The organism is Turneriella parva DSM 21527 (assembly GCF_000266885.1).
GTDB classification, from domain to species: domain Bacteria; phylum Spirochaetota; class Leptospiria; order Turneriellales; family Turneriellaceae; genus Turneriella; species Turneriella parva.
Window position 1 is genome coordinate 620709 of record NC_018020.1, and the last position, 23287, is coordinate 643995.

Consider the following 23287-nt stretch of genomic DNA (forward strand, 5'->3'; position numbering starts at 1 on the left):
CAGTAATGTGCGCTGTTTCAAATGTTAATCCACCTTAAATTTGCCGATCGTAATGCCTTCGCCGGTTTCGTGCAAGAGAGCGGGCATGACGAGGCGCTTTTCACGCTCAGTACCTTCGTATAAAATTACGAGCACCTTGGCCATCGTCGGCTGTGCGCCGCCATAATATTGCACCTGTACCAGGTATTCACCCGGCAGCGCGGCCTTCTGCGTAAAGGTCTCGGGGCCATAACCCGTGGTGATGTCGATGTCGAGCTCGCCGCCGATTTTCGAACGCCGGTTGCCATAGAACACGCGCTCGTTCGCTGGGTCGGTCACCCAAAGGTCGACGTCGGTGAAATTCGTGTCCCAGTACAAGATGACTTTGATGTCCATCGCTTCGTTGTTGGTGACGAGTTTCAGCGCCGCGCTCGCTGTGCCGTTTTCGTTGTCGGCCTCAACCTTGATATAATTGGCGCCGCTGCCGAGCACAATCTCTTGTGAAAATTTTCTTTCAATGATCGGCAGGTGTCGCAGCACTCCGTTGTGGAAAAAGCGCACTTCTTCAATTTTCGGGGCGTTCGCGACTTCCCCTTCGATCTTCACGACCTTAAGCGCTGTCCAGCCGCTCGCGGGTGCCGAAATGGTAATCTCAGGCAGACCTGAAGCTTTGCGCTTACCGCCAGCGCCTTCGCTGCCTTTAGCCGAGATGAGGCCGAGCGAAACCAGGGTAAAGACAATCACCAGAGCGCGCAGTTTCGTCATCGCTGAAGATCCCCCTCAGATGCTGCATCAATCGGCAAGAAGGTATCTTGCGAAAGAATTTCTTTTTTCACCGGCGTCGCGTCGTGCGCAGTGTAAACCCGCAGCGTGCGCACCCTGAAACCGGGTTCGAGAGAACCGGGTATCTGGTCTTGCGCGACTTCGCGCTCGATGCGAATCGAAGCGCTCTCTGTGCCTTCGGCAAATAGTTCTGCTGTCAGATATTTGCCATGGCGTGTCAGCCTGAACGAAACAGGTGTAGAATGAGGATTTCGTACTTTCAGGTCTTTGCGACCGTAGTCGAGAGCGGCGTCTAGCCCCGGGGCAACATAGCGCACAACGCGCTGGTGCGGGTGGCGCTCCAGAATTTCGAGCCCTGCAGCAAGAGCGACATTGTAAACGATCGAAGACACCATACAGAGCCCGCCGCCGAATTCAGACAGGCTCACACCATTGCCGCCAAAGACCGGTGCCATGCGGTAACCCGTCGCTGCGTTGCGGGGCCCGAGCGCGTCATTCAACGAGAACGTTGCGCCCGGCGCGATCGTGATGGTTTTGAGCGTCGCGGCCGCACGGTCGAGATTCGCGGTGACGGGGTATGAGTAACGGGTAATCGGCAGCGTGACCTTTTTTTGCAGCGCAGAGAGGGTCGAAGCTGCGGTGAGTAAGATGAGGGTGAAAGGTATCAGTACTCGCATCACTCCACCTTTATCACTTCGGCGCCCGAAGAGCCATTGACCGTGTCGCGGTACATGAGTTCGGCGCGCGAAGGCGGTATCAGGTAATTGCCTGCGTTGACCGCACGAATGCGGTAACGAAAAGTTTCGCTACCATAATAGTTCTCGGCATAGAAATAGATTTTGCTACCGGTGACGACGACATTGCGCCGGCCATAACTGTAATCAAAATCTGATTCGATGACAAAACCCGGCGGCACATTTTCATTGACATAGAGGTAATTGCCCGACCCGCTGCCTGGGTTAACCTTCACAATCACATCGACCGCGTCGCCGACAACGAGGCTGCCGGTAAATTTTGAATTCTCGGCGTCTTTGCCGGCTTCGACGTAGTGCCGCTCAACCTTGATTCCATTTTCGGTGGCAACGAAATCGGTGGTTTTTTCGAAGCCTTTGACGTAGGCATAGACCTGCGCAATGCCATCGCCCTCGTAGCTGACTTTAATCGGTTTGCCAGAGCGAAATTCTGCCGGGCTGACCTTTACAACCCGCGGTTCGCCGAGATTCTGCTCTGCGCCCACTTCGACCGTTTCTGATTTTCCCGATGCATATTCAATCTTGATCTTTTGCGCAGCCGAAAGCTGCTTCACGTTCGCATTGAGGTACGCCAGAATCGCGTAGACCGACACCGCGGTATCACGAGTTGAGACAAACTTACCCGATATATCGCGATTCGCGAGCAGCGCCGCAATGTATTCGGCAGAAAAGTCGGCCTTGCCATCGAGCGCGAGCGCCGTGAGCGCGATCGCGCTGTAGTGTGCGTCACTCGTGTTCGGGCGGTCAGACCCGAGGTCTTCGCTGAACCGACCGTCTTTCGCGCGCTTCAGCAGAATACCGCGCAGCTGCGAATATTCGACCATGCGGCGTTCAGCGAGCAGTGTCTGCGCCGACCAGCCGAGCGATTCGATGCGCGAGCTGCTCGCGAGCGCAACCGCGGCGTCGCTCACCGAAGCATCACCCTCGCCCGCACGGGTGAGAATATAGTTCGCGAAATACACAAACGATTCTTTCTGCGGGTAATCGTTTTCGTCGAGCGACGAAGATTTTTCGCCGCCGGTTTCGAGCAGCATATCTTTGAGCGCGGCGATTCCCTTTTTCAAACGAAAAGCGTCGACTTCGTAACCTGCCTTACGCGCTTCGACGAGGCCATAGACCGCGTAAGCGGTCATCCAGTGGTTGATTGCGTGTTCTTCGGCGCTCTGCCACCAGCCCCAGCCGCCGCGTTTCTCATTCTGCAGCGCGAGCAGGTTCGCAATACCGGCCTTGATGTTCTGTGTCAGCCGCGCCTGCAGCTTTTCTGACTGCAGGTTGTGTTTCTTCATGAAGCGCAGAACCTCGATGTTCGGCAGAAAGCGGCTGGTCGTCTGCTCAACACAACCATGCGGATATTCGATCAGGTATTCGAGCGAACCCATAACTGCGGCGCCGAGGTTAGGCACGACGCTGAATCCGTATTCTTTGATGACGAAATTCTTCGAGCCCAGATTCTTCGGCAATTCAAGCGTGAGTTCACCCTTCTGCGCACCCGGCTTTAGGATCAGGCCCGCGGTACTAAAGGTGTGGTCGAGCCCGGTTTCATGCACGGGCAACGGTTTTTCAAGGCTGTCTTTGAAACGTTTATCTTTCGATTCGACAAAAAAGAGCACTTTACCGTCGGCGCTTTCTGCGTCGGCCGATGCCACCACCTCGAATGTCAAGAGCTGGCGCGGTTTGGCGGTGCCAGAGAACTTTGTTTTGCCCGAGAGCTTCAGCCCCTTGCCAACAAAATAGCCTTCGATTTCGAGTGGTTCATTGGTCAGATTCTGCACGATGCCTGTGACAGTGCCTTTCGAAGCCGTGTTCAGAAAGCGCGGCACAGAAAGCCGCGTTACCAGCTCTTTGGTTGAGATGAATTTGAGCGTCCCTGAGCCCACGCGGTCAGTCTTATCAGAAGCGATGCCGGTCGCGCGCCAGGTGGTCAGATTTCCCGGCAGAATGAAATCCACATTGCCTTTGCCTGCGCTGTCGGTTTCGACATGTGCAGAAAAGAACGCGGTATCTCTGAACTTGGTGCGGTCGGCTTCGGGTTCGGGTGAGTCTTTCGAATCGCCCCCGGTAAAAACCTGCGGAAACGAATAGCTGAGCCGTGTGCGGTTCGGCCGGCGGCCGTAGAAGAATTTCTCAATCGATGGCGCCAGGCGGTCTTGTACGAGATAGACGGCCTCATCGACCACCGCGAGACTCACCGACGCCGCGACACCTTTGCCCTCTGCATTGAGCGTGCGCACCGCAAGCTTCACCTTTTCGCCCGGGCGGTATTGCGGCTCTGCAGTCTGCATTTCGACTTTAATGAAGCGGCTCTGCGGCGAAACAAAAACGGGCAGCACGCTGCTCACCAGACGCCCATCGGCGACGAGGCTCGCTGAGATATAGACGTTTGGCATGTGCGAAGCGCTCAGCTTCAGTTCATAGAGCGACGAATTACCCTTGAGACGCACAAGCCTGTGCTCGTAGATGCGGTCGCCTTCTGCGGTCAGCAGAATCTCTGCGTCTTTGATCGCCGAGGTAATCATAAAGCGCGCAGTTTCGCCGGGGTTGTAGAAGCGCTTATCTGCCTTCACTGAGAGTTCGGCTAGCGCTGGCCCCGCGAGCGCAAACGCAGAACCGGCGACCCAATAGAAGACACTCTCGCTGATTTCATTGCCTGCACTGTCTTTCACCGTCGCCGTCACCTGAAAATGCCCTTCGGTGGCGATGGTGAGCGGCACCTCGGCGACTCCCGCCGCATCGGTCTCTGCGGCGAGCTCGGTGACTTTGGTGTACTCGACTTCACCCGAAGCAGGACCTTCGTATTTGGTTTTCCATTTTTCCTGATAGATGGTGAGCTTTAACTTTTGGCCCATCGCGGGCTTTTCGGCCAGATCGATCAGCCGCGCGCGTAATGTTTCTGAAACGGCAGGCTGCAAAATGAACCTGTCTTGCCGCAGCGAAAGCACGAGTCCGCCGGCGAGCACCTTCACCTGGGCCTGCCCGCCGCCGCGGTCAACCTCTTGGTTCTGCGTGCCTTTTGCAATCACCGTCGCGCGAATAGTGAAGACGCTGCCTTTGTGTTCGTCAGAGGTTTTGATGACGAAATCAAACTCGCCGTCTTTGTCGAGCGTGCCCCTGCCTTGATCGACAATGTCGCCACGGCCTCCCGAACGCCCGGGGCCCGCGATATCAAAAAACTTTTCTTCGCTGCGAATCTCGAATTCAGGTTTGCGGTAGATGCCCTTGTAGACCTCGTATTCGATTTCGGCGCCCTCGGGTATCGCCCCGTAGAGATAGCGCGAACGAATTTTGCCGCGAATCTTTGAACCGAAAATCACGGCGTTCTGGTCGGGCATTACCTCGACCAAAAGCGAAGGTTTCACATAGTCCTTGATCAAGACATTTGCCTGATGGCTTTCACCCGCGACGGTCAGCGTGATGGCTGCAAACCCGCCAGTCTCAGGTGGAGCTCTGAATGTACCGTTGCATTTGCCCCATTCGCCGACTTTCAGCGTGCCCTTCTTCACCACTTTGCCGTCGGGAAGCGTGACACGGTATTCTGCCGAAGTATTGCTGAGCGCGGCGAGTGTGCCGTCGCCTTTGCGCTTTTTGAGCACAGCATACCATTCGATTACATCATTGCCCTTGTAGATCGGCCGGTCGCTGTCTATGAAAACCTGGTACTTGCTGTCGGGGTAAGGCGTTTGCCCTGAAAAGAGTTCGGCCTCTTGTTTGCCATCGGTCGCAGTGATGCGAATCTGGTCTCTGCTTATCTCGAAGTCTTTGAATGAAAGCAGCACAAGCCCGTTCGGGTCTGTCTTCAGAGATTTTGATTCGCTGCCCGAAGGTGAAGAGACTGTGACGTCGGTTGCGCCGCGGCTTTTACCTGTCACGAGGTTCACCGTCTGAATCAAGAGCTCGCTGTCGCTCTGCTTCGCGACAATGCCGATGTCTGAAACCAGCACCGTGCTCTTCGCCACGGTATCGCCGTCGAGTTTCGCGACGATGAGATAATAACCCGGCTTCACCCCGTGCTTCAGCTGAAGATAATTAGCCCCGGTTTTTGCCTTGAACTTTGCTTTGAATGCTGCATTGCTTTCTTTATATTTCGCCTTGGCCAAAATCTGCTGGTATGATCGCGACCAAGGGTCGACGTTGTATTTTTCATAGTCTGTGCGACTGATACCGACGAGCATCACCTCGAGTTCTTTGCCGCCGCGCGCGAAGGCACTCAGGTAAAGCGGCGCCGAAGTCGCAATACTCCGCATTTGGGGATATATAGTCAGATAGTTGCCTGTTGCCGAAACTCCCGTCACCGCGAGCAGCAAGAATACCAGCTGAACAAGGCGACGCATAGGCCCGCCACACTTATTAGCCACCGTATCCACCGTCAAATTTTTTAAAAAGCGCGATCGCTTTGCCGAACCTTTCGGCGTGAATTCTGAAATATTCACTGCCCTCGGCTTCGGCGCTGTTCTGCAGTTTCTGCGAGATCATTTTCAGTGCGTAGGCAGTCGTAAAGGCTTCACCGGGTAGCACCAGCTCTTCGCGGCCCCGCTGGCGCACCAGAATACCGTGCTGAATCGCGTTAATTTCGTATACATTCACGACCGGTTCGATGTGATCGACAAATGAAATGATGACAAGGTACTCGGCGTTTTTCCGTGGCCGAGCCGTGCGCGTATCGTGCATGAGCGCCATCGTCGTCCAGTGCGTGACTTCGTCATAGAGGTTCGCCCGCTGCGCCACGAGTGAGCCCATGCAACCCCTGAGACGGCGGGTTTTCTTATCAAAGATAGAAACGAACATGCCCTTGCGGCTCGGCTGCGTTTTCAACAAGGCACGCGCCGGCGCATCTTCTATAATTGGGTCACCCGCAAGCATCGCGGCGACAACGCGTTCAGAAACCGATTCGAGCGCCGCGCGCATGTTCTCGGGGGTTTCAGCCGCGATGCCCCCTGTGCCTGCGAGGCAAAGAACAAGGATAAGACCCTTATGGCGCCATAGCATGCAGTACAACCAAACGAATGCTTGCCGCGGTCGAGCCAAAACATGAGGCGATTGCGTGCTGCATTTTCTCACGGCGCCCGCTGCGTTACGTTTCTATATCCTCATGAATCTGGCGGTGGGCTGCACTTCGCGCCAGATAACAGAAGGGCAGATCGAAAGTTGCCTCGCACGTACAGATACCGTGAGCCACGACACTTCCCGCCGCGCTGCGATCGCATGGCTCGTCGCGTATGATCAGAAAGTCAAAGACACGCGCTGCTGCGCGCTCGAACCGCGCCCGAGTCTGCTCGCGAAACGCCGCGATCTGAAAGAGCTGAACGACGAACTTCTGAACCGCATCGACGCGCTTGAAACAGGTTCAGATGCCGCGAGGCGCGCAGAACTATCGGCTGGCGACAAGTGCTACCGCGCGCTGATCGATCTCTACCACGATGGTTTGTTTGCGGCACGATCGCAGCGCTGATCATTTCAGATAATTCAGCGGATCTTTCGGGTCTTTGCCTGAACGCACTTCGAAATGCAGATGCGGCCCGGTGGCCTTGCCGGTCTTGCCGACATAACCGATCACCTCACCCGTCTTTACCTGCTGCCCCTTACGCGACTTAGTGCGCGACTGGTGGCAATAATAGGTGAACACGTTACCTGAATGCTGCACAATGATGTAATGGCCCCACCATTTATTTGAGGAGTTCTCAAATACCACTCCCTCTTTCGCCGCTTTTATCGGCTCGCCGACAGGCGCCATGATATCAATACCGCGGTGAAAGTCTCCGCTCTTTTTCGTCACCGGGTCGATACGCGGGCCGAACTTTGAACTGACACGGCCATCGACGGGCACAGTGAACCCACCGGCGTTCACTGACGGCGGCTCTGGCGGCGGTTTCTGCCCGACAGCGCGCAGGTAGCCGTTAAACACCCAGCCCGTTCTGCCGCCATAATCGATTTCGGCCCAGAAGTCTTTGAGGCCGTCGACGGTGTCTTTTGCTTTTGAATAGCGCAGCACATCCACTTCGGCATCTGCCGGCACCAGAGCAATAAATTCACCCGCAAGCGAAGGCTCACTGCGCATGCGCAGGCCGGTCGTGATGTAGACGTATTTCTTTTCTTTTTTCGCTGTCGACGGCACTGCCTGCTCGGGAATATTTTTCAGATACATCTGCGGTATATAACCTTCGCTGCCCGATGCAGTGCGCACCATCACCCAGCCAAACTTCGGAGCGTTCGCGTCTCTCGTGTTGATCATCAAGACCACCTCGACCTTATCGCCAGGTTTCACCGTGTCGAGGTTCTGCGAGTCGCTTTCTGAATGCCAGGTCTTGAGCTTATACTGGCTCGTCACAATCGCATATACCTTCTTTGCTTCGGGAATTCCGGTCAGCTCGTTGTGGTCGACGAGCCTCATCTTCGCCGCGCTACGCGCCTCGATCGGCATCTGAATGCCCATGCCCGGTTTCAGCTGCTCAAGGTCTTTTTGAAATTCTGCAAAGCGCGCGAGCAACTTCTCGCGCTTTTTGTTGCTCTCGTCGAGCACCTGACCGGTTTTCGTCTGCGATTGTTTTCGAAGGTCTTCGAGTTCGAGCGCCGCCAACGCACCGCATGTGACAATAACCAACCCAGCATTCACCACGAATCGCATAACGCCCTCTTCGCTGTGAGGTTGGCGGGTCAATCAGTTATATTCGCCTCTTTTGGCGACTGCGACGCCCAAAAAGGCGAAATGACGCGAGCAAGCTTGGACAAATTCAAAACTTTATGGCTGCTTGGTGCCGGTTTTAGTACAATTTGACCATGAGTTCTGTGCAAACTGTGGCCACCGGCGCCACAGCGCCCTTGGTCGACGTGCAATCGAGCGCCGACACCCGCCGCATCGCAATCGACAAGGTAGGCATCAAGAGTATTCGTTACCCGATTCAGATTCGCGACAAAACGGGCGATACGCAGACAACCGTTGCCGAATTGAACATGTACGTCTATTTGCCGCAGCACTTCAAGGGCACGCACATGTCGCGTTTCGTTGAAATTCTCGAGCGAAAAAAACACCTCGATGTGCCTGCGTTTAAGGCATTGTTACCCGAAATGCTCGAGCGCCTCGAGTCGCGTGCAGGCCAGATCGAAATGCGTTTTACGTACTTCGTCAATAAAACTGCGCCAGTAAGCGGAGTTCAAAGCCTTATGGATTATGACGTGACCTTCATCGGCAAGTGTGAAGAAGGTATCACCGACCTGCAGATCAAAGTTGCCGTGCCCGTCACAAGCCTTTGCCCCTGCTCAAAAGAAATTTCGCAATACGGCGCGCACAACCAGCGCAGCCACATCACCATCACGGCGCGGCTCAGCGAATTTGCCGAAGGCCATAATACCCTGTGGATCGAAGATATTATTCGCATCGCAGAAGAGAGTGCGTCATGCGAGCTCTACGGGTTGCTCAAGCGCCCCGACGAAAAATACGTGACTGAGAAGGCTTACGAAAACCCGAAATTTGTCGAAGACCTCGTGCGCGACGTGGCGCATCGTCTAAACCTAGACGACCGCATCAGCCACTACATCGCCGAAGCCGAAAACTTCGAATCGATTCACAACCATTCGGCCTACGCATTGATAGAGAAGCAAAAATAAACGGGGGCATTGCCCCCGTTTATTTTTGCTATTTGCAGCCGCCTGACTTGCCGTCGGGTGCGATAAAGCAGGTTTTGCCTTCTGGGCACTTCTGCGTTTCTTTGAACTTATAGTCGCTGTACGAAGAGCAGAACTCGACCGCGTTGTTGTTGCAACGCATGCGCGCGCTGCTCGCGTCGAGGTCTTTGCAATCGCCACCAGAGCTCGATTCTTTGAGGTCTGCTTTGTCGATCTGGCCTTTCATTTTGCACGCGCCGGCCGAAAGCGCGAGCAGGGTTACTGCAATGATCAGTTTCATTTTCATAGTCGGACACCCTGACCCGGCACAGGCAGAGCGGCAAGAAATAAAAAAGACCCGCGAATTATTTGAGTTGAATGATGCCAGCTCTGACGGCGTGCGCCACTGCCTGCCCACGGCTGTTGACATTCATTTTTTTATAAATTTTCTCTATGTGATGGCGTACAGTATGTGCGCTGATACCCAGTTCTTCTGCGATATCTTCGTATTTCAGGCCGAGCGAAATGAGGTTCAGCACTTCAAGCTCTCTGCCGGTCAGAGTCGTTTCGGCGAGCTTCGGGGTGTTCAGCTGCTTCAAGATCTTTTCGGCGACTCGCGGGGTGAGGGTCGACCCACCCTGGCAAATCACCTGCAATTCGCTGAGCAGGCGTTCATACGGGGTGTCTTTCATGATATAACCATTGGCGCCTGCCATAACGCAGGCGATAATGTCGCTCTCGTTCTCATAGGCGGTATACATCGCAATGCGCGCCTCAGGATACATTTCGCGGAGCACCGTAATGGCTTCAGGCCCGCGCGAATCGGGCAGCGCAAGATCGAGAATAATCAGCACCGGTTTGAATGTATTTTTTTCAGCGCGCGCCGACTGTAAATCGAAATAGGCTGCGAGCAGCTTGTAATCCCCGGTTTTTTTGAGCAGCGTGGCCAGGGCATCTTGCACGTTGTGGTTATCTTCAATAATAATGACATCGATCATTGTTTGCTCCTGAATTTGACGAAGAATACAGTACCATTTCGCGCTCGCCTTGAAAAGACTTTTGCGCCGATAAGCTGTGCCCTGAGGTAAATGTTTCTGAGGCCCGACCCGCGGCGATCGCCGGGCCAGCGAAAACCGATGCCGTTGTCACGAATGGTCAGGTAGCAATACTCCCGCCGTGTCGTGAGGGCGATTGTGACTTCTTTTGCGAGCGAATACTTCAGGATATTTGTCATCCACTCTGAAAAGATCGCCTGCAAATTGATGTTATCGTCGAGGCGCAGATCGGGCCACGGGTTGTGCTTTACAACCGTAACCGAAATCTTGCCCGTTTGGTTGAGCCTCTCGGCGTAGCTTTTTGCATAGACTCCGAAGCGTTCAATTTCGCTTCTGGGCTCGAGTGCGGTAACGAGCGTTCGGGTACGGGCGATTACCGACTGCGCCAGTTCAAGCATCTGTTCGCGCGGCGTGTCGCCACGAAGTTGAAGCGATAACTGCATTAGATCGCCGCCGAGCGAATCGTGCAGATCGCGCGCCAGTTTAACCTTTTCATCAGAAATTTTACGTTGGTAGAGCAGCGCCTGGTCATGGCTGATGCGATAAAGGCTGCGTATGCGAACAATAGCCATCCACCAGGCGATCATATAGGCAGCGATATAGTTCAGAATAATTTCAGTGGCGCGGCCGTTCAAGAGCGTCAGCGAAACAAAGATCGCGACAGACGAGAAATAGGCGAGCGTCATAATGCGCACGTTGGTAAAAATGAATGTGCTGCCAAAGAGCGGCAAAAGACCGATCGTGGTGTAACGGCGCTGCCGGGCACTGAAGGCAATGTCTATCGACAGGCAGAGCAACAATACCACCAGATTCAGAAACGAAAACCACTCGGCCCGGCTGCGCATGCGCGTTGAACCGAGCAGCAATACGAGGCACAAACTTGACGTCAGCAGCACCATAAGTCGCTGCGGCTGCCCTTCGAGCGCCGTTTCGCCAAAGCGCACCGTTAAAATGTGATAGACCGGAAAAACCACTAGGGTCAGCGCGCTCGATGCAACGCTGAGCACGAACGCCTGCTTCTGTAGCCAGCGGCGGTTGATTGTCGACGCAGCCTTTGAAACAGAATAGTCAGGCCACAAGATGCGGCTGATCGTTTGGTAGTTGAAACGGCGCACTTAGGTTTACTTGCAGCCGCCGGTTTTTTCGTCTTCACCGATATAGCAGGTTTGGCCTGCGGCGCAGCCATTCGTCGCACGGTAGGCAAAGCCAGTGCCGGCATTGCAGTACAAGAGCCGGTTGCCATCGCAGCGCATGCGGGCGCCCGTGGCACCTACATCCGCACACGAATTCGGGTCGCGCCTGGGCGAGCACCCCACAAAACCAAAGACGAGAAGCACCACAATCGGTCGCATGCGCATGTCTACTTGCCGCCGGTGAATGAGTGCGCTGCGCTGTCTATTCGATTTTCGCCGCGCGTGTTATCTCATACAGCGCGAGCGCTGTCGCAACGGAAACATTATAACTTTCAAGCCGTTCGCTGATGCGCAGCCGCCGGCGGTGCGTTGCCCTTTCGAGCGCGAGCCGGCTAATACCATGTTCAGAGCCAACCACCAGCAACACCGGGCCATTTGTGCCGTTTAGATCGGCCGCGTCACGCTCAGCAAAGAGTTCACCGGTTTTGTCCAGTGCAACGCGCGGAATCTCGGGCCGCTTGTCGTCGATGTATTGCATCAGAGAGGCGATGCTGCCCGTAAAACAAAGGGGTATTTCAAGCAGTGCACCTGCTGATGCCTTGATCGCCGTTGGCCCGGCAGGCGCACTGTCTTTCTGCGGCAGAAAAATACCATGCACACCCAGCCCCAGCGCCGTGCGGCAAATGGCCCCGAGGTTTTGCGGGTCTTGCACGCCGTCGAGCGCGAGGTAGATGCCACCCACTGCTTCGACAAAATCCTGTTTGGTAAAAGTTTTGAGGTCGGTTTCGCCCTCGCGTTCGAGCACAATACCCTGGTGGTTCTTGGTGCCGGCGATGCTATTCAGCGCGCCGTAATCTTTGCGAATCACCTGCACGCTCGCCCGCTCGGCTTTTGCCAAGATCTTTTGCATGCGGCCGTCGTGCGCCTGCCTTGCAATAATAAGCTTATCGCCGGCTGCAAAGCCCGTCTTTTCAATCAGATCGCTGACTGCATGAAAGCCAATGACTAACACCGCGCCGCTCCGCCGCGCAGTGTTATGCGCTTAGACCTTTTCAAGATGAGAACCACTTTTGGTATCCAGTATCTTGTAACCGGCGGCGAGCAGCTGGTCGCGCAGTGCGTCGGCACGTTTGAAATCTTTTGCCGCGCGTGCCGCATTGCGCTCGGCGAGAAGTTGCTGCAGGTCGTCGCCGACCTGCGCCTTTGGCATCAGGTCGATGAGACCCAGAACCTGGTCAAAATACGTAAGCGTCTGCCGTATCACCTCGAGATCTGCACTCGAAAGCTGGTCATTTTTTGCGTCGATGTTTGTATTTGCGGCGCGAATGAATTCAAGCACCACTGCAAGCGCCCGGGGAGTATTGAGGTCGTCGGCGAGTTCTGCCATAAATTTCTCGCGCGCTTCTTTCGCCGTCGCGGCAAGCGTCGCATCGGCAGCCGCATCGATCTTTTGCAGCCGGTCGAGCCGCGCTAAAAGGCCGTAGAATTTCTCAACCCCGGCTTCTGCCTGATGCAAAGCGTCGGCTGTATAATTCACCTTCTGGCTGTAATGCGCCGCGAGTAAAAAATAGCGAATAACTTCGGGCCGCCTGCCCTGAGCCAGCAGATCGCGCAGCGTGTAGAAATTGCCAGCTGACTTCGACATCTTCTTGTTGTCGACCAACAGGTGCTCGCAGTGCACCCAGTGCTTCACGAATCCATCGCCATAACCCGACTCGCTCTGCGCAATTTCATTTTCGTGGTGCGGAAAAATCAGATCAACCCCACCGGTGTGGATGTCGATTGCGCCTTTGAAGATTTCATGAATCATCGCCGAACATTCCAGGTGCCATCCGGGCCTGCCGTCACCGTGACTTGAGTGCCAGTGCACCCCCTCTTTGCCCTCGGCTTTCCAGAGCACAAAGTCGCGCACGTCGTCTTTGTCGTATTCGTCGGTATTGTAGCGGGTGCCGGTCTTGTTTTTTTCGAGATCGATGCGCGAAAGTTTGCCGTAATCTTTTTTCTCGCTGATACGGTAATACACCGAGCCGTCTTGCTCGTATGCGACACCTTGCGCAATCAACCGATCGACGAGATCGAGCATCGCCGGTATATAATCGGTCGCCCGCGGATGAAAATCAAACTTGCAGACATTGAGGGTCTTGAGGTCTGCAAAAAAAGCTTCTGTGTATGGCTCTGTGTAAGCCGCCAGCGCCTGCTTCAGATCGGCGTATTTTCCCGGTTCTTTTTCAGAGAGGGCAATTGCACCTTTAATCGTCTTGTCGTCGACATCGGTTAAGTTCATCGCGTGCTGAACCTGGTAACCCGCCAGGCGCAGCGTGCGGTTCAGAACGTCGGCAAACAGGTAGCTGCGAAAATTACCGATGTGTGCATAGTTATAAACCGTCGGCCCGCAGGAGTAAATCTTTACTTCTCGCGAAGAGACAGTCTCTTTCTGCTTGGATAGTGTATTAAATAACTGGATGTGCATAACAATGCGGGGGTTGCTAAGGGGGCAAAGGCGTTTGCCCGCAAACGCCGTAGGCCGCCCCCTTAAGAAACCTTCGGGCTGACTGGATTTGAACCAGCGACCCCACGCCCCCCAGGCGTGTGCGCTACCACTGCGCCACAGCCCGCGATAGAGCCGAAGTTTTGACGCTTCGGACTGCCGTTTGCAAACGGGCTTTTTGACATGGCGTCAATCATTATGATAGCATGGATGGAACCCGCTGACGCGGGTTCCATCCATGCTATCATTGTCATTATATCTAAACAAGCAATAGCGGCGTATGCTGATAAAGGATTGGCTTGCTGCCAATATCACCAAAGATGTCCGGGCGCTCGATTGGTTCGACGATGCAGAGGCCGAGCCGCGCATACGCAAGGCCTATCAAGAACTGCTGAGCGGCTATTCGATCGACCCCTCAACCTTGCTCAAGACTACCCGCGAAATCGGCAAAAATGAAAAATTCACCGGCAGTGTAACCGTGCGCGACATCAACTATTTTTCGATCTGCGCGCACCACTTTCTGCCTTTCTACGGAAAGGTTGACATCACGTACGAGCCCGGTGAGATTATTATCGGCTTGGGTAAGTTTCCCCGATTGGTGCAGGCATATTCACGCCGCTTTCAGATTCAAGAAGATATGGTGAAAGAGATCGCTGAAGAAATCATGACCTCGGGCAAAGCCCGTGGCGTTTACGTGAAATCGACGGGTAGACACATGTGCATGTGCAGCCGTGGCCCATCAGACCACACAGCAGAGACAGACACAGAATTCGCGATGGGCACTCTGCTCGAGCGTTACCTGCAGCCCCCTGGCAGAGCGAGGTAAGTAAAACGAAAAAATGACCGTTGTTTACCTCACAGACATTCACGACAACTTCGCCGGTGTCAGCAGCGTACTGAACCAGACTTCTGCCGACCTGTATATTCTTTCGGGTGACCTCACCTACCATGCTTTCGGCAGCGACGAAAATTTGTTTCGCTTTATCGAGCTGCAAGAGAAAATCAAGGCACTCTCAGAAAAGGGGATATCCCCCTCAAAGACATTGCACCTCGCCGAAGACCTCAAAGGAGGATTAAAAGTCGATCTGCTCTCTGCCGCCGAGAGCAAAGAATACCGCGAACTTGCCGCAGAGGCCCACCTCGAGCTGCGCCGCAAATATGAAACGCTGAACAAGGCCGTCGTCGCGACGCAGAAGACCTGCTTTATTATTCCCGGCAACTACGACATCTCGCTCGACGGCACCGCAGTCGCCAAATACAGTCTGCACCAGAAGACAGCAGAATTTGATGGACTAAAATTTGCCGGATATGGCAGCGCGCCGGTTTTCACTCCGGGTATTCCCGAAGAGCTCGCGGTGCCGTTTGAAGAAGCGGGCAGCGGCGCGAAAATGATCAGCAAGCCGCGTGATTTTCTCACCGAAGCCAAGGCCGATATTTTCGTACTCCACAACCCCGCGTATGGCACACTCGACAAATTGCCGCGTTACGGCCACTGCGGCTCTCATGGGCTCAGGGAAGCCATCGACGAAGTTGCGCCGCGCCTTGTGCTCTCGGGCCATGTGCATGAGAGCTATGGCCTCTTAAAGCTCGGCACGACTTTTTTTCTGAATCCATCGAACTTTGGCGCCGTCGAAGCGATGGAAGGTAAGCAGCCCGGTGGGTATTTCGCTACATTTCAGCTGCAGGTTGACGGCGATGGCCAGAAATACCTGCGCGAAGTCACCTGGAAACGTCTGGTCTCGGGCAACATTCGCGAAATCTGCAATATCAAAATCGACAAGAAGAATCGCGCCACTGAGACTGTCAACGACGCCGACGAATATGCCGCGATGGGAAAATTCTTGCTCTGACCATGCGCAACCCCTTCCCGGAAAACGAGACGTTTCGCAAGTTTCTGGGTTTAAAAGACTACTTTAGAAATTTCACGACCAAAGAGACTATGCAACGCACGCGCGAACTGGCGCGCGCGGCAAGGCTCATTCAGTCGACGGGAGAAAAGATATCGTTTGACCTGCTCGGGTCAGTCAACTTTGGCATGGCGGTTGAAAATTCAGACGTCGACATCGTCATGTATCTCGACTGCGGCCATGACGAAGAGGCCCGCTACGACAACACACCGATGCTGCGCATTTACGAATCGCTCTTTTTCGCAACGATTCTGAAAGAAATCAGCCATAACCCGTTCAAACTGCAGATCGTCGATTTTATCAACCTGCGCCGCCTCGACCGTGCGATTAAAGAACCCGGCTTTGACGACGACATTCTCGCGCGTTTTGTATTTTACCGCACCATCTGCCGCGGTGTCAACAAGCTACCCATACGCAAATATGAGCAGGCAATTTCAGGCAACAAAGAACTCTTTAAGCGCATCGAAGAGCACCTGACAATGGCACTCGTCGAATTTACGCGCTCGTCGAGCCACCGCATGTCTTTTAATAAATACATATCGCGACTGAAAGAGCAGGATATTAAAATACCGCCTTCGATGCTCGAAAAAATTCAGGAATATCTGAACATGTCTGATAAACCGGGGTAAAGCCGGCTTATGTGCGCGAGCGTGAACACGTTAACGCGAGTTCACGCTTAGGCAATTAATTTACCACTTCGTTTGCCAGCAGCTGCTCGAGCGTTTGCGGCTTGCGAATAATGCGGATTTCACCCTTTTCTGTCAGCAACACCTCTGGTATAAGTAGACGCGAATTAAATGTTGAGCTCATCACCGAACCGTAGGCGCCGGCATAACCAATCGCGAGCCAGTCTTTTTCGGCAAGTTCAGTCAATTCACGGGCGTGCGCAAAAGTATCGGTTGATTCGCATACAGGCCCGACAATGTCATAGACCAGTTTTTTCTCCCGGCGCTGCACTGGCAGAATCGGATGGTATGCCTCGTAGAGCATTGGGCGAATCAGGTCGTTCATCGCCGCATCGATGATCGCAATTATTTTGCCGGTGCGCTGCTTCAGATGCCGCACTTGAGACGCAAGAATGCCCAGCGGCGCCGAGATAAAACGCCCTGGCTCGAAATGTATTTCAGTTTCGCTCGCAAATATGCCCTGCACCGCCTTGGCCAGAGCAGCAAAGTCAAAATTAACAGCGTTGCCTTCGAGCTGCTGGTAATTGACGCCAAAACCACCGCCCAATGAAACGTACTCGGGTTTGGCTCCGAGAGCTTCGCTGGCGATATTGAATTTCTGCCTGAGGTATTCAGCAGTTTTGAGGTAGGGCCCGACGTCGAAAATCTGTGAACCGATGTGCGCCTGCAGCCCCACCAACCGCAAAGACGGTGATGCTTTCACGATCTTCAGCGCCTCGGCGAAATCTGCTTCGCTCAGCCCAAATTTGTTTTCTTCTTTGCCTGTGGTAATGTGGCGGTGCGTGTCGACCTCGACGTCGGGGTTGAGCCTGAAACTGACCGAACCCACGACTGATTTTTCAGCAGCAATGCGCGCGATGTCGCTGAGCTCGGCGATGCTCTCGACGTGAAAGCTGCGAATGCCGAGGTCAAGGCCCACCGCAATTTCAGCCTCGCTCTTGCCAACGCCCGCGAATACGATCTTGCCAGGCGCGAAACCGGCTTTGAGCGCGCGGTAAAGTTCGCCGCCCGAGACGACGTCGGCGCCGAAACGTTCATGCGCCGCGATCAGCGACAGCAGCGACAAGTTGGATTGTGACTTTACAGAAAAGTAGAACTTACAGCCCGGCAGCCCCTGCTCAAGCAGCTTAACACGCTCGCTGAGCAGTGCCTCTTGGTAGACCCAAAAAGGACCAGTGTAATGATGCTTTTCGGCCAGCTCTTTCGCAGCGCGCGCCAGCAGTGTGGCCGTATCATGACCATGCCAGATGAGTTGATTATTTTGGTATGAGAACATGTGGTATCAATAGTTGGTTGCAGCAGCGCCGCAACCAACTATTGAATTGTTTATTTCGCGACTTTTGCGAAGTATTCTTTTGAACCCTTCGTGTCGGCTTTCATTGAAGACGCACCGGGTGTCCAGTTTGCGGGGCAAACTTCGCCTGGGTGAGATTCGGCAAATTGGTCTGCCTGTACTGTGCGCAGAACTTCGTCGATGTTACGGCCAACGTTGTTGTTATTCACAGTCGCTGATTTCAGCACGCCGTTACCATCGATGATGAACACACCGCGCAGTGCGATGCCAGCTTCTTCGATCAGCACACCATAGCTGCGCGCGATGTCTTTTGTGATGTCTGCCAGAATCGGGTATTTGATTTCGCCGATACCGCCTTTGTCACGGGGCACTTCGGTCCACGCCAGGTGGCTGAACTTGCTGTCTACCGAGCAGCCGATAACCTGCGCACCGAGTTTTTCGAACTCTGCCGCTTTGTCAGAGAATGCAATAATCTCTGTCGGGCACACGAAGGTAAAGTCGAGCGGATAGAAAAAGAGCACAACATATTTGCCCTTATAGTCGCTGAGTGAAACATCTTTAAAATCTTTGCCTACGAGCGCAGTCGCCTTGAACTCGGGGGCTTTCTTACCAATCATTAACATAGAAACTCCTTATTATACTTAGTCTTTTATTTTACTTCGTAAAATATAGCTGATCTCACGATTCTTGGCCACAAAAGTAAACGCATTAGGTTACCGAAGGCTACGCCTTCGGTAACCTAATGCTCGTGTGCGGCTGGCAGGAGTCGAACCTGCTACCCTTTGGTTCGAAGCCAAATACTCTATCCAGATGAGCTACAGCCGCTTTCGGCGGCTGTAGCTCATCTATGTGACGAACTATGGCCGCGATTGCTTAGATAAATTTCTGTTTTTTAGACACGCGGTCAATGAAAACAGATGTGGCAAATTAACCGCCGCTGTTCTTGTTCGGTGCGCTGCAGATTGTTTTGAAAAGATCTTCGCTGCCGGGCTCGGCTTTCCATAAGGGGCGGCCTTTGGGGTCACGCAGGGCATAAGACTTGCCGCTGAGCTTCAGCTGTACGACCAGCGCGGTTGCATCGCTCTGAACGAGCAGCTTCGCCTCGATTTCAGAACCGATTTTTATATCAATCTGGCGCTGCAGCAGATACCATTTGGGTGCAAGGTGCAGATTGATAACACCTTTGTCTTTGGTCGAAAGCATCGCGTGCAAGACGTAATCCATCGATTTGCCGCAATAGTCTTCTTCGACGCTGACAACCTTGCCGCTGACACTCAGTTTCTTACCCACGGCGAGCAGAGGTAGCGTAAGCAGCAGAATCAAGAACGATATTCTCTTCATATACCATTTACGGTAGTTCAGGCTGCACAGCAACCATAACGCAGCGCAGCGATTATGGTCTTTTCGCCGCGTCTAAACCCGCGTTAGTGTCGGCGATGAGCGATCTGGCCGCCGACAAAGCCCTGTTAAAAGAAGCAATCCGCAAATTTTCTTATCGCGAAAACCATGCCGAGCCGTTCACACTGGCGTCAGGCAAAAAGAGCCCGTATTATTTCGACCTGAAACAGACGCTGCTACAGCCGAAATACCTGGCCCTTGCCGGCCGTATTGTTTCGCAGATCATTGCGCAGCACTACCAGGGCAAGGTCATCGCCGCGGGGCTCACGATGGGGGCCGACCCCATCATCTATTCAGCAGTTCTAGCGGTCGACTACGCACCCGGCGCGGGCAAACCTGAACTCGTACCCGCGATTGTGCGCAAAGAAGCCAAAGACCACGGCACGGGCAAGAAGATTGAGATGCTCAAGGGTATCGACACGGCTACCCCCTGCGTCATGGTCGACGACGTGATCACGACCGCAGGCTCTACGCTCAAGGCCTTCGCGGCGATGCGCGAAGCGGGTTTCGCGATCAAGCATGCGGTGTGCATACTTGACCGGGGCGAAGGCGGCGCCGCAGCGCTCGCCGAAAACGGCGTTACCCTGCTTTCGGTTTTCACAGCCGAAGAATTTAAGGAGCGCTAACGATGAAGATTCTGTTTCGCAACCTCGGCTACGCGCTGCTTCTCACGATTATCAGCGTGTTCGTGAACCATGCACTCGGCTTCAATACAGAGCGTCACGACATCGGCGATTATTCGCGCCATACCGTGACGGTGATCTTCTGGTGTTCGATATTTCTGACAATCGTGCAGATTCGTGCTGTTTCGGGCGATGACCATAATTTTCTGACCGCGTTTCGTCTCGGCTTTTTCTATTCGGCGTTTTATTCGGCAGCCTTTGCCCTGTTCATGATTTTCTACCAGCGCGTGATCAACCCCCAGTTCTACCCAACCTATCGTAAATTTTTCGAAGACCGTCTGGTTACGGCAAAACTTTCGCCAGACCTGATCGCGTCGCGCATGCGCCAGTTCGACATGAGCTTCAACGGTGATTTCCCGACTTATGTTTTACTGTTCTTGTACATGGCGATGGGCGGAGCTATTCTGTCGGCGATTGCAGCAGCAATATTCAGAAACCCGGTGAAGAATGGCTGAAGCGCGGTTCTACGGTAATAGTGATGATGAGTTCTTTTCACTAAACCGAAAAAGCACGGGCCCTGCAGAGAAAGTGATACTGATTGCAGGCTATACGCGTGCCGGCAAAGAACAGTTTAGCCGCGAAATTGCTGTGGCGGCCAAAGATTTACAGGCGCTTGCCACCTGGTTAGACGATTTCTGGAACGAAGCGCCCCCGGTTCAACTCGCCGAGGGATTCATTCGCTTCGTCTACTCGCACCGCGAACATATAGGCGAAGGCTATTACAATATCGAATTTGACGGCAAAAAGATTCTGCAGGTCTATGAGCAGCTTGGCACCTCAAACACCTTTCGCGCCAGCCAGATTCGCTCGCTCTTGAACTGACATGCAAAATGCCTGGCTGCTTCTGATCGTCAGCGCCGTGCTCTGGGGCGGCGTTTTTCATGTGATCAAATACCCGCTGTCGGTGGCGCCGCCGTTCGTCGTGATTTTCGTGCGCTTTGCCCTCACGGTACTTCTGCTTTCGCCATGGCTCATCGCGCGCCACAACTACCGGCGCGCATTCAACCGTGAAAATCTGGGAGATTTGATCTTTCTCGCACTCGTCGGCATATGCGCGTACAACACCTTCTTTACCTATGGCATGGCGCTGTCAGAACCCGCGACGGGGTCGCTGATTATTGCGGCCAACCCCGCGATGACAACCTTCATTTCGCGCCTCTGGAAAAAAGAAATCATTTCGCCGATTCGCTGGGTGGGCATTGCGCTCGCTTTCTTCGGTCTCGTGTTTATCGTCTTTGAAGGCAGCGCGGCGAATCTCGGCCGATTGCAACTTGGCGCCGGCAACCTGATTTTACTCGGCGCTCCGTTTGTGTGGGCAATCTATTCGATCAAGAGCCGCGAAGTCTTACAGCGCGTGCCGACCATGGTATTCACGCCCGCGGTGCTGCTGCTCTCGCTGCCACTGCAGGGTTTTGCCGCTTTGTTGCAGCTCGACGGTTTTGCCTGGGCGGGTGAGGCGAAATTCTGGTGGCCCGTCGTCTTTCTCGGCGTTATGGCGACCGGCGTCGCCTACCTCTGCTGGAACAAGGGCATTGAACTTCTCGGTGCAGCCCGCGGTTCGGTTTTTATCAACCTGATTCCCGTGACGGCGATCGTCATCTCATGGGTCTTGGGCCACCCGCTGCATGCATTCCACTTTATAGGCGGATCGATAGTCGTACTCGGTGTTATTCTCGCTTCGCGAAAATAACACTCTTGAACTCACGGCGAATGAATTCGCGGCGGGGCTTCAATGTCTGTGTCAACTCGGCGCCGCGGTGAAAGCGCCGGGGCAGCACGTGAATTCGTGTCGGCCGCGCCGCTGCAGACAAACCTGAGTCGATGAGCAGTCTCTCAAATTCTTTCTGGTAGAGGCCCTTGGCAACACCCGCAAGAAGCGGCAACCAGAAGTCACCGTGCTTTTCAGGCCTTTCGGCATATTCGGCAAGTGCCGGGGCATACGAATGCTGCGCGAGCCACTGCAACAACTCATGAAAATCGGGCACCACAAGCGCGACCGGTGTTCTGTCACCGCTCTCGGTAACTACAACCCAACCGACGAACCGGCTGCCGCGCAAGACATTCTCGACAAGTTCAGGAAACACCCTCTCTCCGGTCGCGACACGAAACGCATTGATTTTGCGACCGACAACTACCAGGTTACCGCGCGAGTCGAGCGAGCCGATATCGCCAGTCTTGTATTGCAGTGGCGGCTGCGGATTACTCTTCAATGCCTGCATGTCGGCAAAATAACCGGCGAACACGTTGGGCCCGGTCACACAGATCTCGCCGAGCAACGCTGCACCCGAACCCGAATTTTCGAGTGCTTCGATCGTCACGTGCACCCCGGGCAATACCCTGCCGACCGCACCGGGAAAGTTGCGCGTCGGCCTTCTGAGCGCCGTAACACATTGTTCGGTTGAACCATAACCTTCAAGTACCTGAAACCCCAACGCTCTGAGCGTTTCGTCGACTACCAGGGGCAGCGGGGCATCACCCATGATGGCGTACCTAAGCGTCGGGCTCACACGCCGGCGAATTGCACGAAAAATCGTGCGCTGCAAGACCCAGCGTACAGGCAAGAGGTATGCGAGTTTGACAATGGCAAAGATCGAAGGTGTCTGTTTGTCATAGCGGGTGCGGCTGAACCAGTACTCGAATATGCGGTCAGTTTTGATCACAGTGCGAATCGCAGAACGCAGAATAATCCTCATTTTGCTTTTTTCGATCTGCGATATAATCTGCCGATAAACAGCTTCCCAGATTTCGGGAAAGCTCGGAAACACCGTTACCCCCGAAGTTTTAAGGGCACCTGCCAGAGCCGGTATTGAAGAGTAGACGACCGAGCCGCCGGTCGCAATGGCAACGTATTCGACAAGTCGGGCATAAAGGTGCCACGAGGGCAAACACGAGAGAAAAACATCGCTGCGCCTCAGCTTCAGTACGCGCGGAATAACACGCATCGCATGCAAAAACGAACGCTGTAAAACCGGCACTTGCTTGGCCACGCCCGTTGTGCCCGAGGTTGCGATGATGGCAGAAACGGCAATTGTACGTTCGCTCAATAGCCTTTGATTGCCCACACCTGACTCGAATATGTTGCCGAGGGTGGTTGCGTTGGGCTCGGTACCCGAAGCCACAATCAATGCCAAAGATCGCTGCACGATGCGCAGCGAAAGCAGCTGGCCCGCGGCAGCCGTATCGAGCACGATGATCACCTTGCTGCCCGTTTTTTCGGCGAGCGCGGCTATTTCATTCGCGGGCTTAGCCGATTCAACAGGAAACTCAACCGCGCCGATTGCCTGAATTGACAGGCTGACGATCAGCCACCATCGACTCTGATCGGCCACCACAATGATCGCCTCGTGCTGCGATACATGCAGTTCGTGTTGCAGATAGCGAGCAAGCGACAGCACACGCTGGTGCACTTCGGCATAGCTAAGACTCTCACCTTCGGCAGTAAGGCAGACACTCGCGGGAAATCGGCGCGCAGAATCGCAGAACTTTCGATAGACAGAATGGTCGTGCACGGTGAGAAATCAATTCTTAGGCCA

General features: G+C 54.2%; 24 protein-coding genes and 2 tRNA genes. 9 read left to right on the top strand and 17 right to left on the bottom strand.

Annotated features, from left to right (window positions below):
* Positions 1 to 24: 24 nt before the first annotated feature.
* Genes TURPA_RS02905 through TURPA_RS02920 form a run of 4 tightly spaced genes read right to left on the bottom strand, consistent with a single transcriptional unit; the run spans position 25 to position 6497 of the window.
* Positions 25 to 744 (bottom strand): YfaP family protein, encoded by a 720-nt coding sequence (locus TURPA_RS02905; RefSeq protein ID WP_014801783.1) that lies wholly within the window; start codon positions 742 to 744, stop codon positions 25 to 27.
* Entirely contained in the window at positions 741 to 1439 is a 699-nt protein-coding gene (locus TURPA_RS21325; RefSeq protein WP_014801784.1) for a VanW family protein, read from the bottom strand. Before TURPA_RS21325 ends, TURPA_RS02905 begins: the two co-directional genes overlap by 4 nt.
* Entirely contained in the window at positions 1439 to 5842 is a 4404-nt protein-coding gene (locus TURPA_RS02915) for an alpha-2-macroglobulin family protein (RefSeq protein WP_014801785.1), read from the bottom strand. The genes TURPA_RS21325 and TURPA_RS02915 overlap by 1 nt, the downstream gene beginning before the upstream one ends.
* A gap of 16 nt (positions 5843 to 5858) precedes the next feature.
* The gene (locus TURPA_RS02920) at positions 5859 to 6497 is read right to left on the bottom strand and encodes an AMMECR1 domain-containing protein (protein WP_014801786.1); all 639 of its coding nucleotides are present in this window, start codon (positions 6495 to 6497) and stop codon (positions 5859 to 5861) included.
* Between the two features lie 55 nt (positions 6498 to 6552).
* Here TURPA_RS02920 and TURPA_RS02925 point away from each other — a divergent pair, with 55 nt between their 5' ends.
* Entirely contained in the window at positions 6553 to 6960 is a 408-nt protein-coding gene (locus TURPA_RS02925) for a hypothetical protein (RefSeq protein ID WP_014801787.1), read from the top strand.
* Here TURPA_RS02925 and TURPA_RS21330 read toward each other — a convergent pair whose 3' ends face one another.
* The gene (locus TURPA_RS21330) at positions 6961 to 8133 is read right to left on the bottom strand and encodes a peptidoglycan DD-metalloendopeptidase family protein (protein ID WP_014801788.1); all 1173 of its coding nucleotides are present in this window, start codon (positions 8131 to 8133) and stop codon (positions 6961 to 6963) included.
* 152 nt (positions 8134 to 8285) lie between these two features.
* Here TURPA_RS21330 and folE2 point away from each other — a divergent pair, with 152 nt between their 5' ends.
* Positions 8286 to 9113 carry a GTP cyclohydrolase FolE2 gene (gene folE2, locus TURPA_RS02935; RefSeq protein ID WP_014801789.1) on the top strand — a complete coding sequence of 276 codons (828 nt, stop codon included), beginning with the start codon at positions 8286 to 8288 and terminating at the stop codon, positions 9111 to 9113.
* Positions 9114 to 9141: 28 nt separating this feature from the next.
* Here folE2 and TURPA_RS02940 read toward each other — a convergent pair whose 3' ends face one another.
* From TURPA_RS02940 to TURPA_RS02970, 7 genes are all read right to left on the bottom strand, one after another.
* The gene (locus TURPA_RS02940) at positions 9142 to 9417 is read right to left on the bottom strand and encodes a hypothetical protein (protein ID WP_014801790.1); all 276 of its coding nucleotides are present in this window, start codon (positions 9415 to 9417) and stop codon (positions 9142 to 9144) included.
* 58 nt (positions 9418 to 9475) lie between these two features.
* The gene (locus TURPA_RS02945) at positions 9476 to 10108 is read right to left on the bottom strand and encodes a response regulator transcription factor (protein ID WP_014801791.1); all 633 of its coding nucleotides are present in this window, start codon (positions 10106 to 10108) and stop codon (positions 9476 to 9478) included.
* On the bottom strand, positions 10105 to 11280 hold the full coding sequence (locus TURPA_RS02950; protein WP_014801792.1) for a sensor histidine kinase: 1176 nt from the start codon (positions 11278 to 11280) through the stop codon (positions 10105 to 10107). The genes TURPA_RS02945 and TURPA_RS02950 overlap by 4 nt, the downstream gene beginning before the upstream one ends.
* Before the next feature lie 6 nt (positions 11281 to 11286).
* A complete protein-coding gene (locus TURPA_RS02955) occupies positions 11287 to 11517 on the bottom strand; it encodes a hypothetical protein (protein ID WP_157210377.1) in 231 nt (76 codons plus the stop codon).
* Between the two features lie 43 nt (positions 11518 to 11560).
* Positions 11561 to 12310, bottom strand: coding sequence for a TrmH family RNA methyltransferase (locus TURPA_RS02960; RefSeq protein ID WP_014801794.1), 750 nt, complete (start codon positions 12308 to 12310; stop codon positions 11561 to 11563).
* 30 nt (positions 12311 to 12340) lie between these two features.
* Entirely contained in the window at positions 12341 to 13768 is a 1428-nt protein-coding gene (gene cysS, locus TURPA_RS02965; protein WP_014801795.1) for a cysteine--tRNA ligase, read from the bottom strand.
* A gap of 73 nt (positions 13769 to 13841) precedes the next feature.
* Positions 13842 to 13913 (bottom strand) — tRNA-Pro (locus TURPA_RS02970).
* Between the two features lie 153 nt (positions 13914 to 14066).
* Here TURPA_RS02970 and folE point away from each other — a divergent pair.
* From folE to TURPA_RS02985, 3 genes are read left to right on the top strand one after another with little or no spacing between them, the layout of a single operon-like run.
* Positions 14067 to 14612 carry a GTP cyclohydrolase I gene (folE, locus tag TURPA_RS02975; RefSeq protein ID WP_014801796.1) on the top strand — a complete coding sequence of 182 codons (546 nt, stop codon included), beginning with the start codon at positions 14067 to 14069 and terminating at the stop codon, positions 14610 to 14612.
* A gap of 13 nt (positions 14613 to 14625) precedes the next feature.
* A complete protein-coding gene (locus TURPA_RS02980) occupies positions 14626 to 15636 on the top strand; it encodes a metallophosphoesterase family protein (protein ID WP_014801797.1) in 1011 nt (336 codons plus the stop codon).
* A 2-nt stretch (positions 15637 to 15638) separates the two neighbouring features.
* Positions 15639 to 16322, top strand: coding sequence for a hypothetical protein (locus tag TURPA_RS02985; RefSeq protein WP_014801798.1), 684 nt, complete (start codon positions 15639 to 15641; stop codon positions 16320 to 16322).
* A gap of 55 nt (positions 16323 to 16377) precedes the next feature.
* On the opposite strand, the gene lysA is transcribed toward TURPA_RS02985, so the two are convergent.
* From lysA to TURPA_RS03005, 4 genes are all read right to left on the bottom strand, one after another.
* A complete protein-coding gene (lysA, locus tag TURPA_RS02990) occupies positions 16378 to 17655 on the bottom strand; it encodes a diaminopimelate decarboxylase (RefSeq protein WP_014801799.1) in 1278 nt (425 codons plus the stop codon).
* Between the two features lie 50 nt (positions 17656 to 17705).
* The gene (locus TURPA_RS02995) at positions 17706 to 18296 is read right to left on the bottom strand and encodes a peroxiredoxin (RefSeq protein ID WP_014801800.1); all 591 of its coding nucleotides are present in this window, start codon (positions 18294 to 18296) and stop codon (positions 17706 to 17708) included.
* 128 nt (positions 18297 to 18424) lie between these two features.
* Positions 18425 to 18498 (bottom strand) — tRNA-Arg (locus tag TURPA_RS03000).
* A 102-nt stretch (positions 18499 to 18600) separates the two neighbouring features.
* The gene (locus TURPA_RS03005; RefSeq protein WP_014801801.1) at positions 18601 to 19014 is read right to left on the bottom strand and encodes a MamS/MamX family magnetosome protein; all 414 of its coding nucleotides are present in this window, start codon (positions 19012 to 19014) and stop codon (positions 18601 to 18603) included.
* 95 nt (positions 19015 to 19109) lie between these two features.
* On the opposite strand from TURPA_RS03005, the gene pyrE reads away from it, so the two are divergent.
* From pyrE to TURPA_RS03025, 4 genes are read left to right on the top strand one after another with little or no spacing between them, the layout of a single operon-like run.
* Positions 19110 to 19697, top strand: coding sequence for an orotate phosphoribosyltransferase (gene pyrE, locus TURPA_RS03010; RefSeq protein ID WP_014801802.1), 588 nt, complete (start codon positions 19110 to 19112; stop codon positions 19695 to 19697).
* 2 nt (positions 19698 to 19699) lie between these two features.
* Positions 19700 to 20209 carry a DUF4199 domain-containing protein gene (locus TURPA_RS03015; RefSeq protein ID WP_014801803.1) on the top strand — a complete coding sequence of 170 codons (510 nt, stop codon included), beginning with the start codon at positions 19700 to 19702 and terminating at the stop codon, positions 20207 to 20209.
* A complete protein-coding gene (locus TURPA_RS03020; RefSeq protein WP_014801804.1) occupies positions 20202 to 20576 on the top strand; it encodes a hypothetical protein in 375 nt (124 codons plus the stop codon). Before TURPA_RS03015 ends, TURPA_RS03020 begins: the two co-directional genes overlap by 8 nt.
* Position 20577: 1 nt before the next feature.
* On the top strand, positions 20578 to 21444 hold the full coding sequence (locus TURPA_RS03025; RefSeq protein ID WP_014801805.1) for a DMT family transporter: 867 nt from the start codon (positions 20578 to 20580) through the stop codon (positions 21442 to 21444).
* On the opposite strand, the gene TURPA_RS03030 is transcribed toward TURPA_RS03025, so the two are convergent.
* Positions 21422 to 23263 carry an AMP-binding protein gene (locus TURPA_RS03030; protein WP_014801806.1) on the bottom strand — a complete coding sequence of 614 codons (1842 nt, stop codon included), beginning with the start codon at positions 23261 to 23263 and terminating at the stop codon, positions 21422 to 21424. The two genes, TURPA_RS03025 and TURPA_RS03030, sit on opposite strands and share 23 nt — an antisense overlap.
* Positions 23264 to 23287 lie beyond the last annotated feature (24 nt).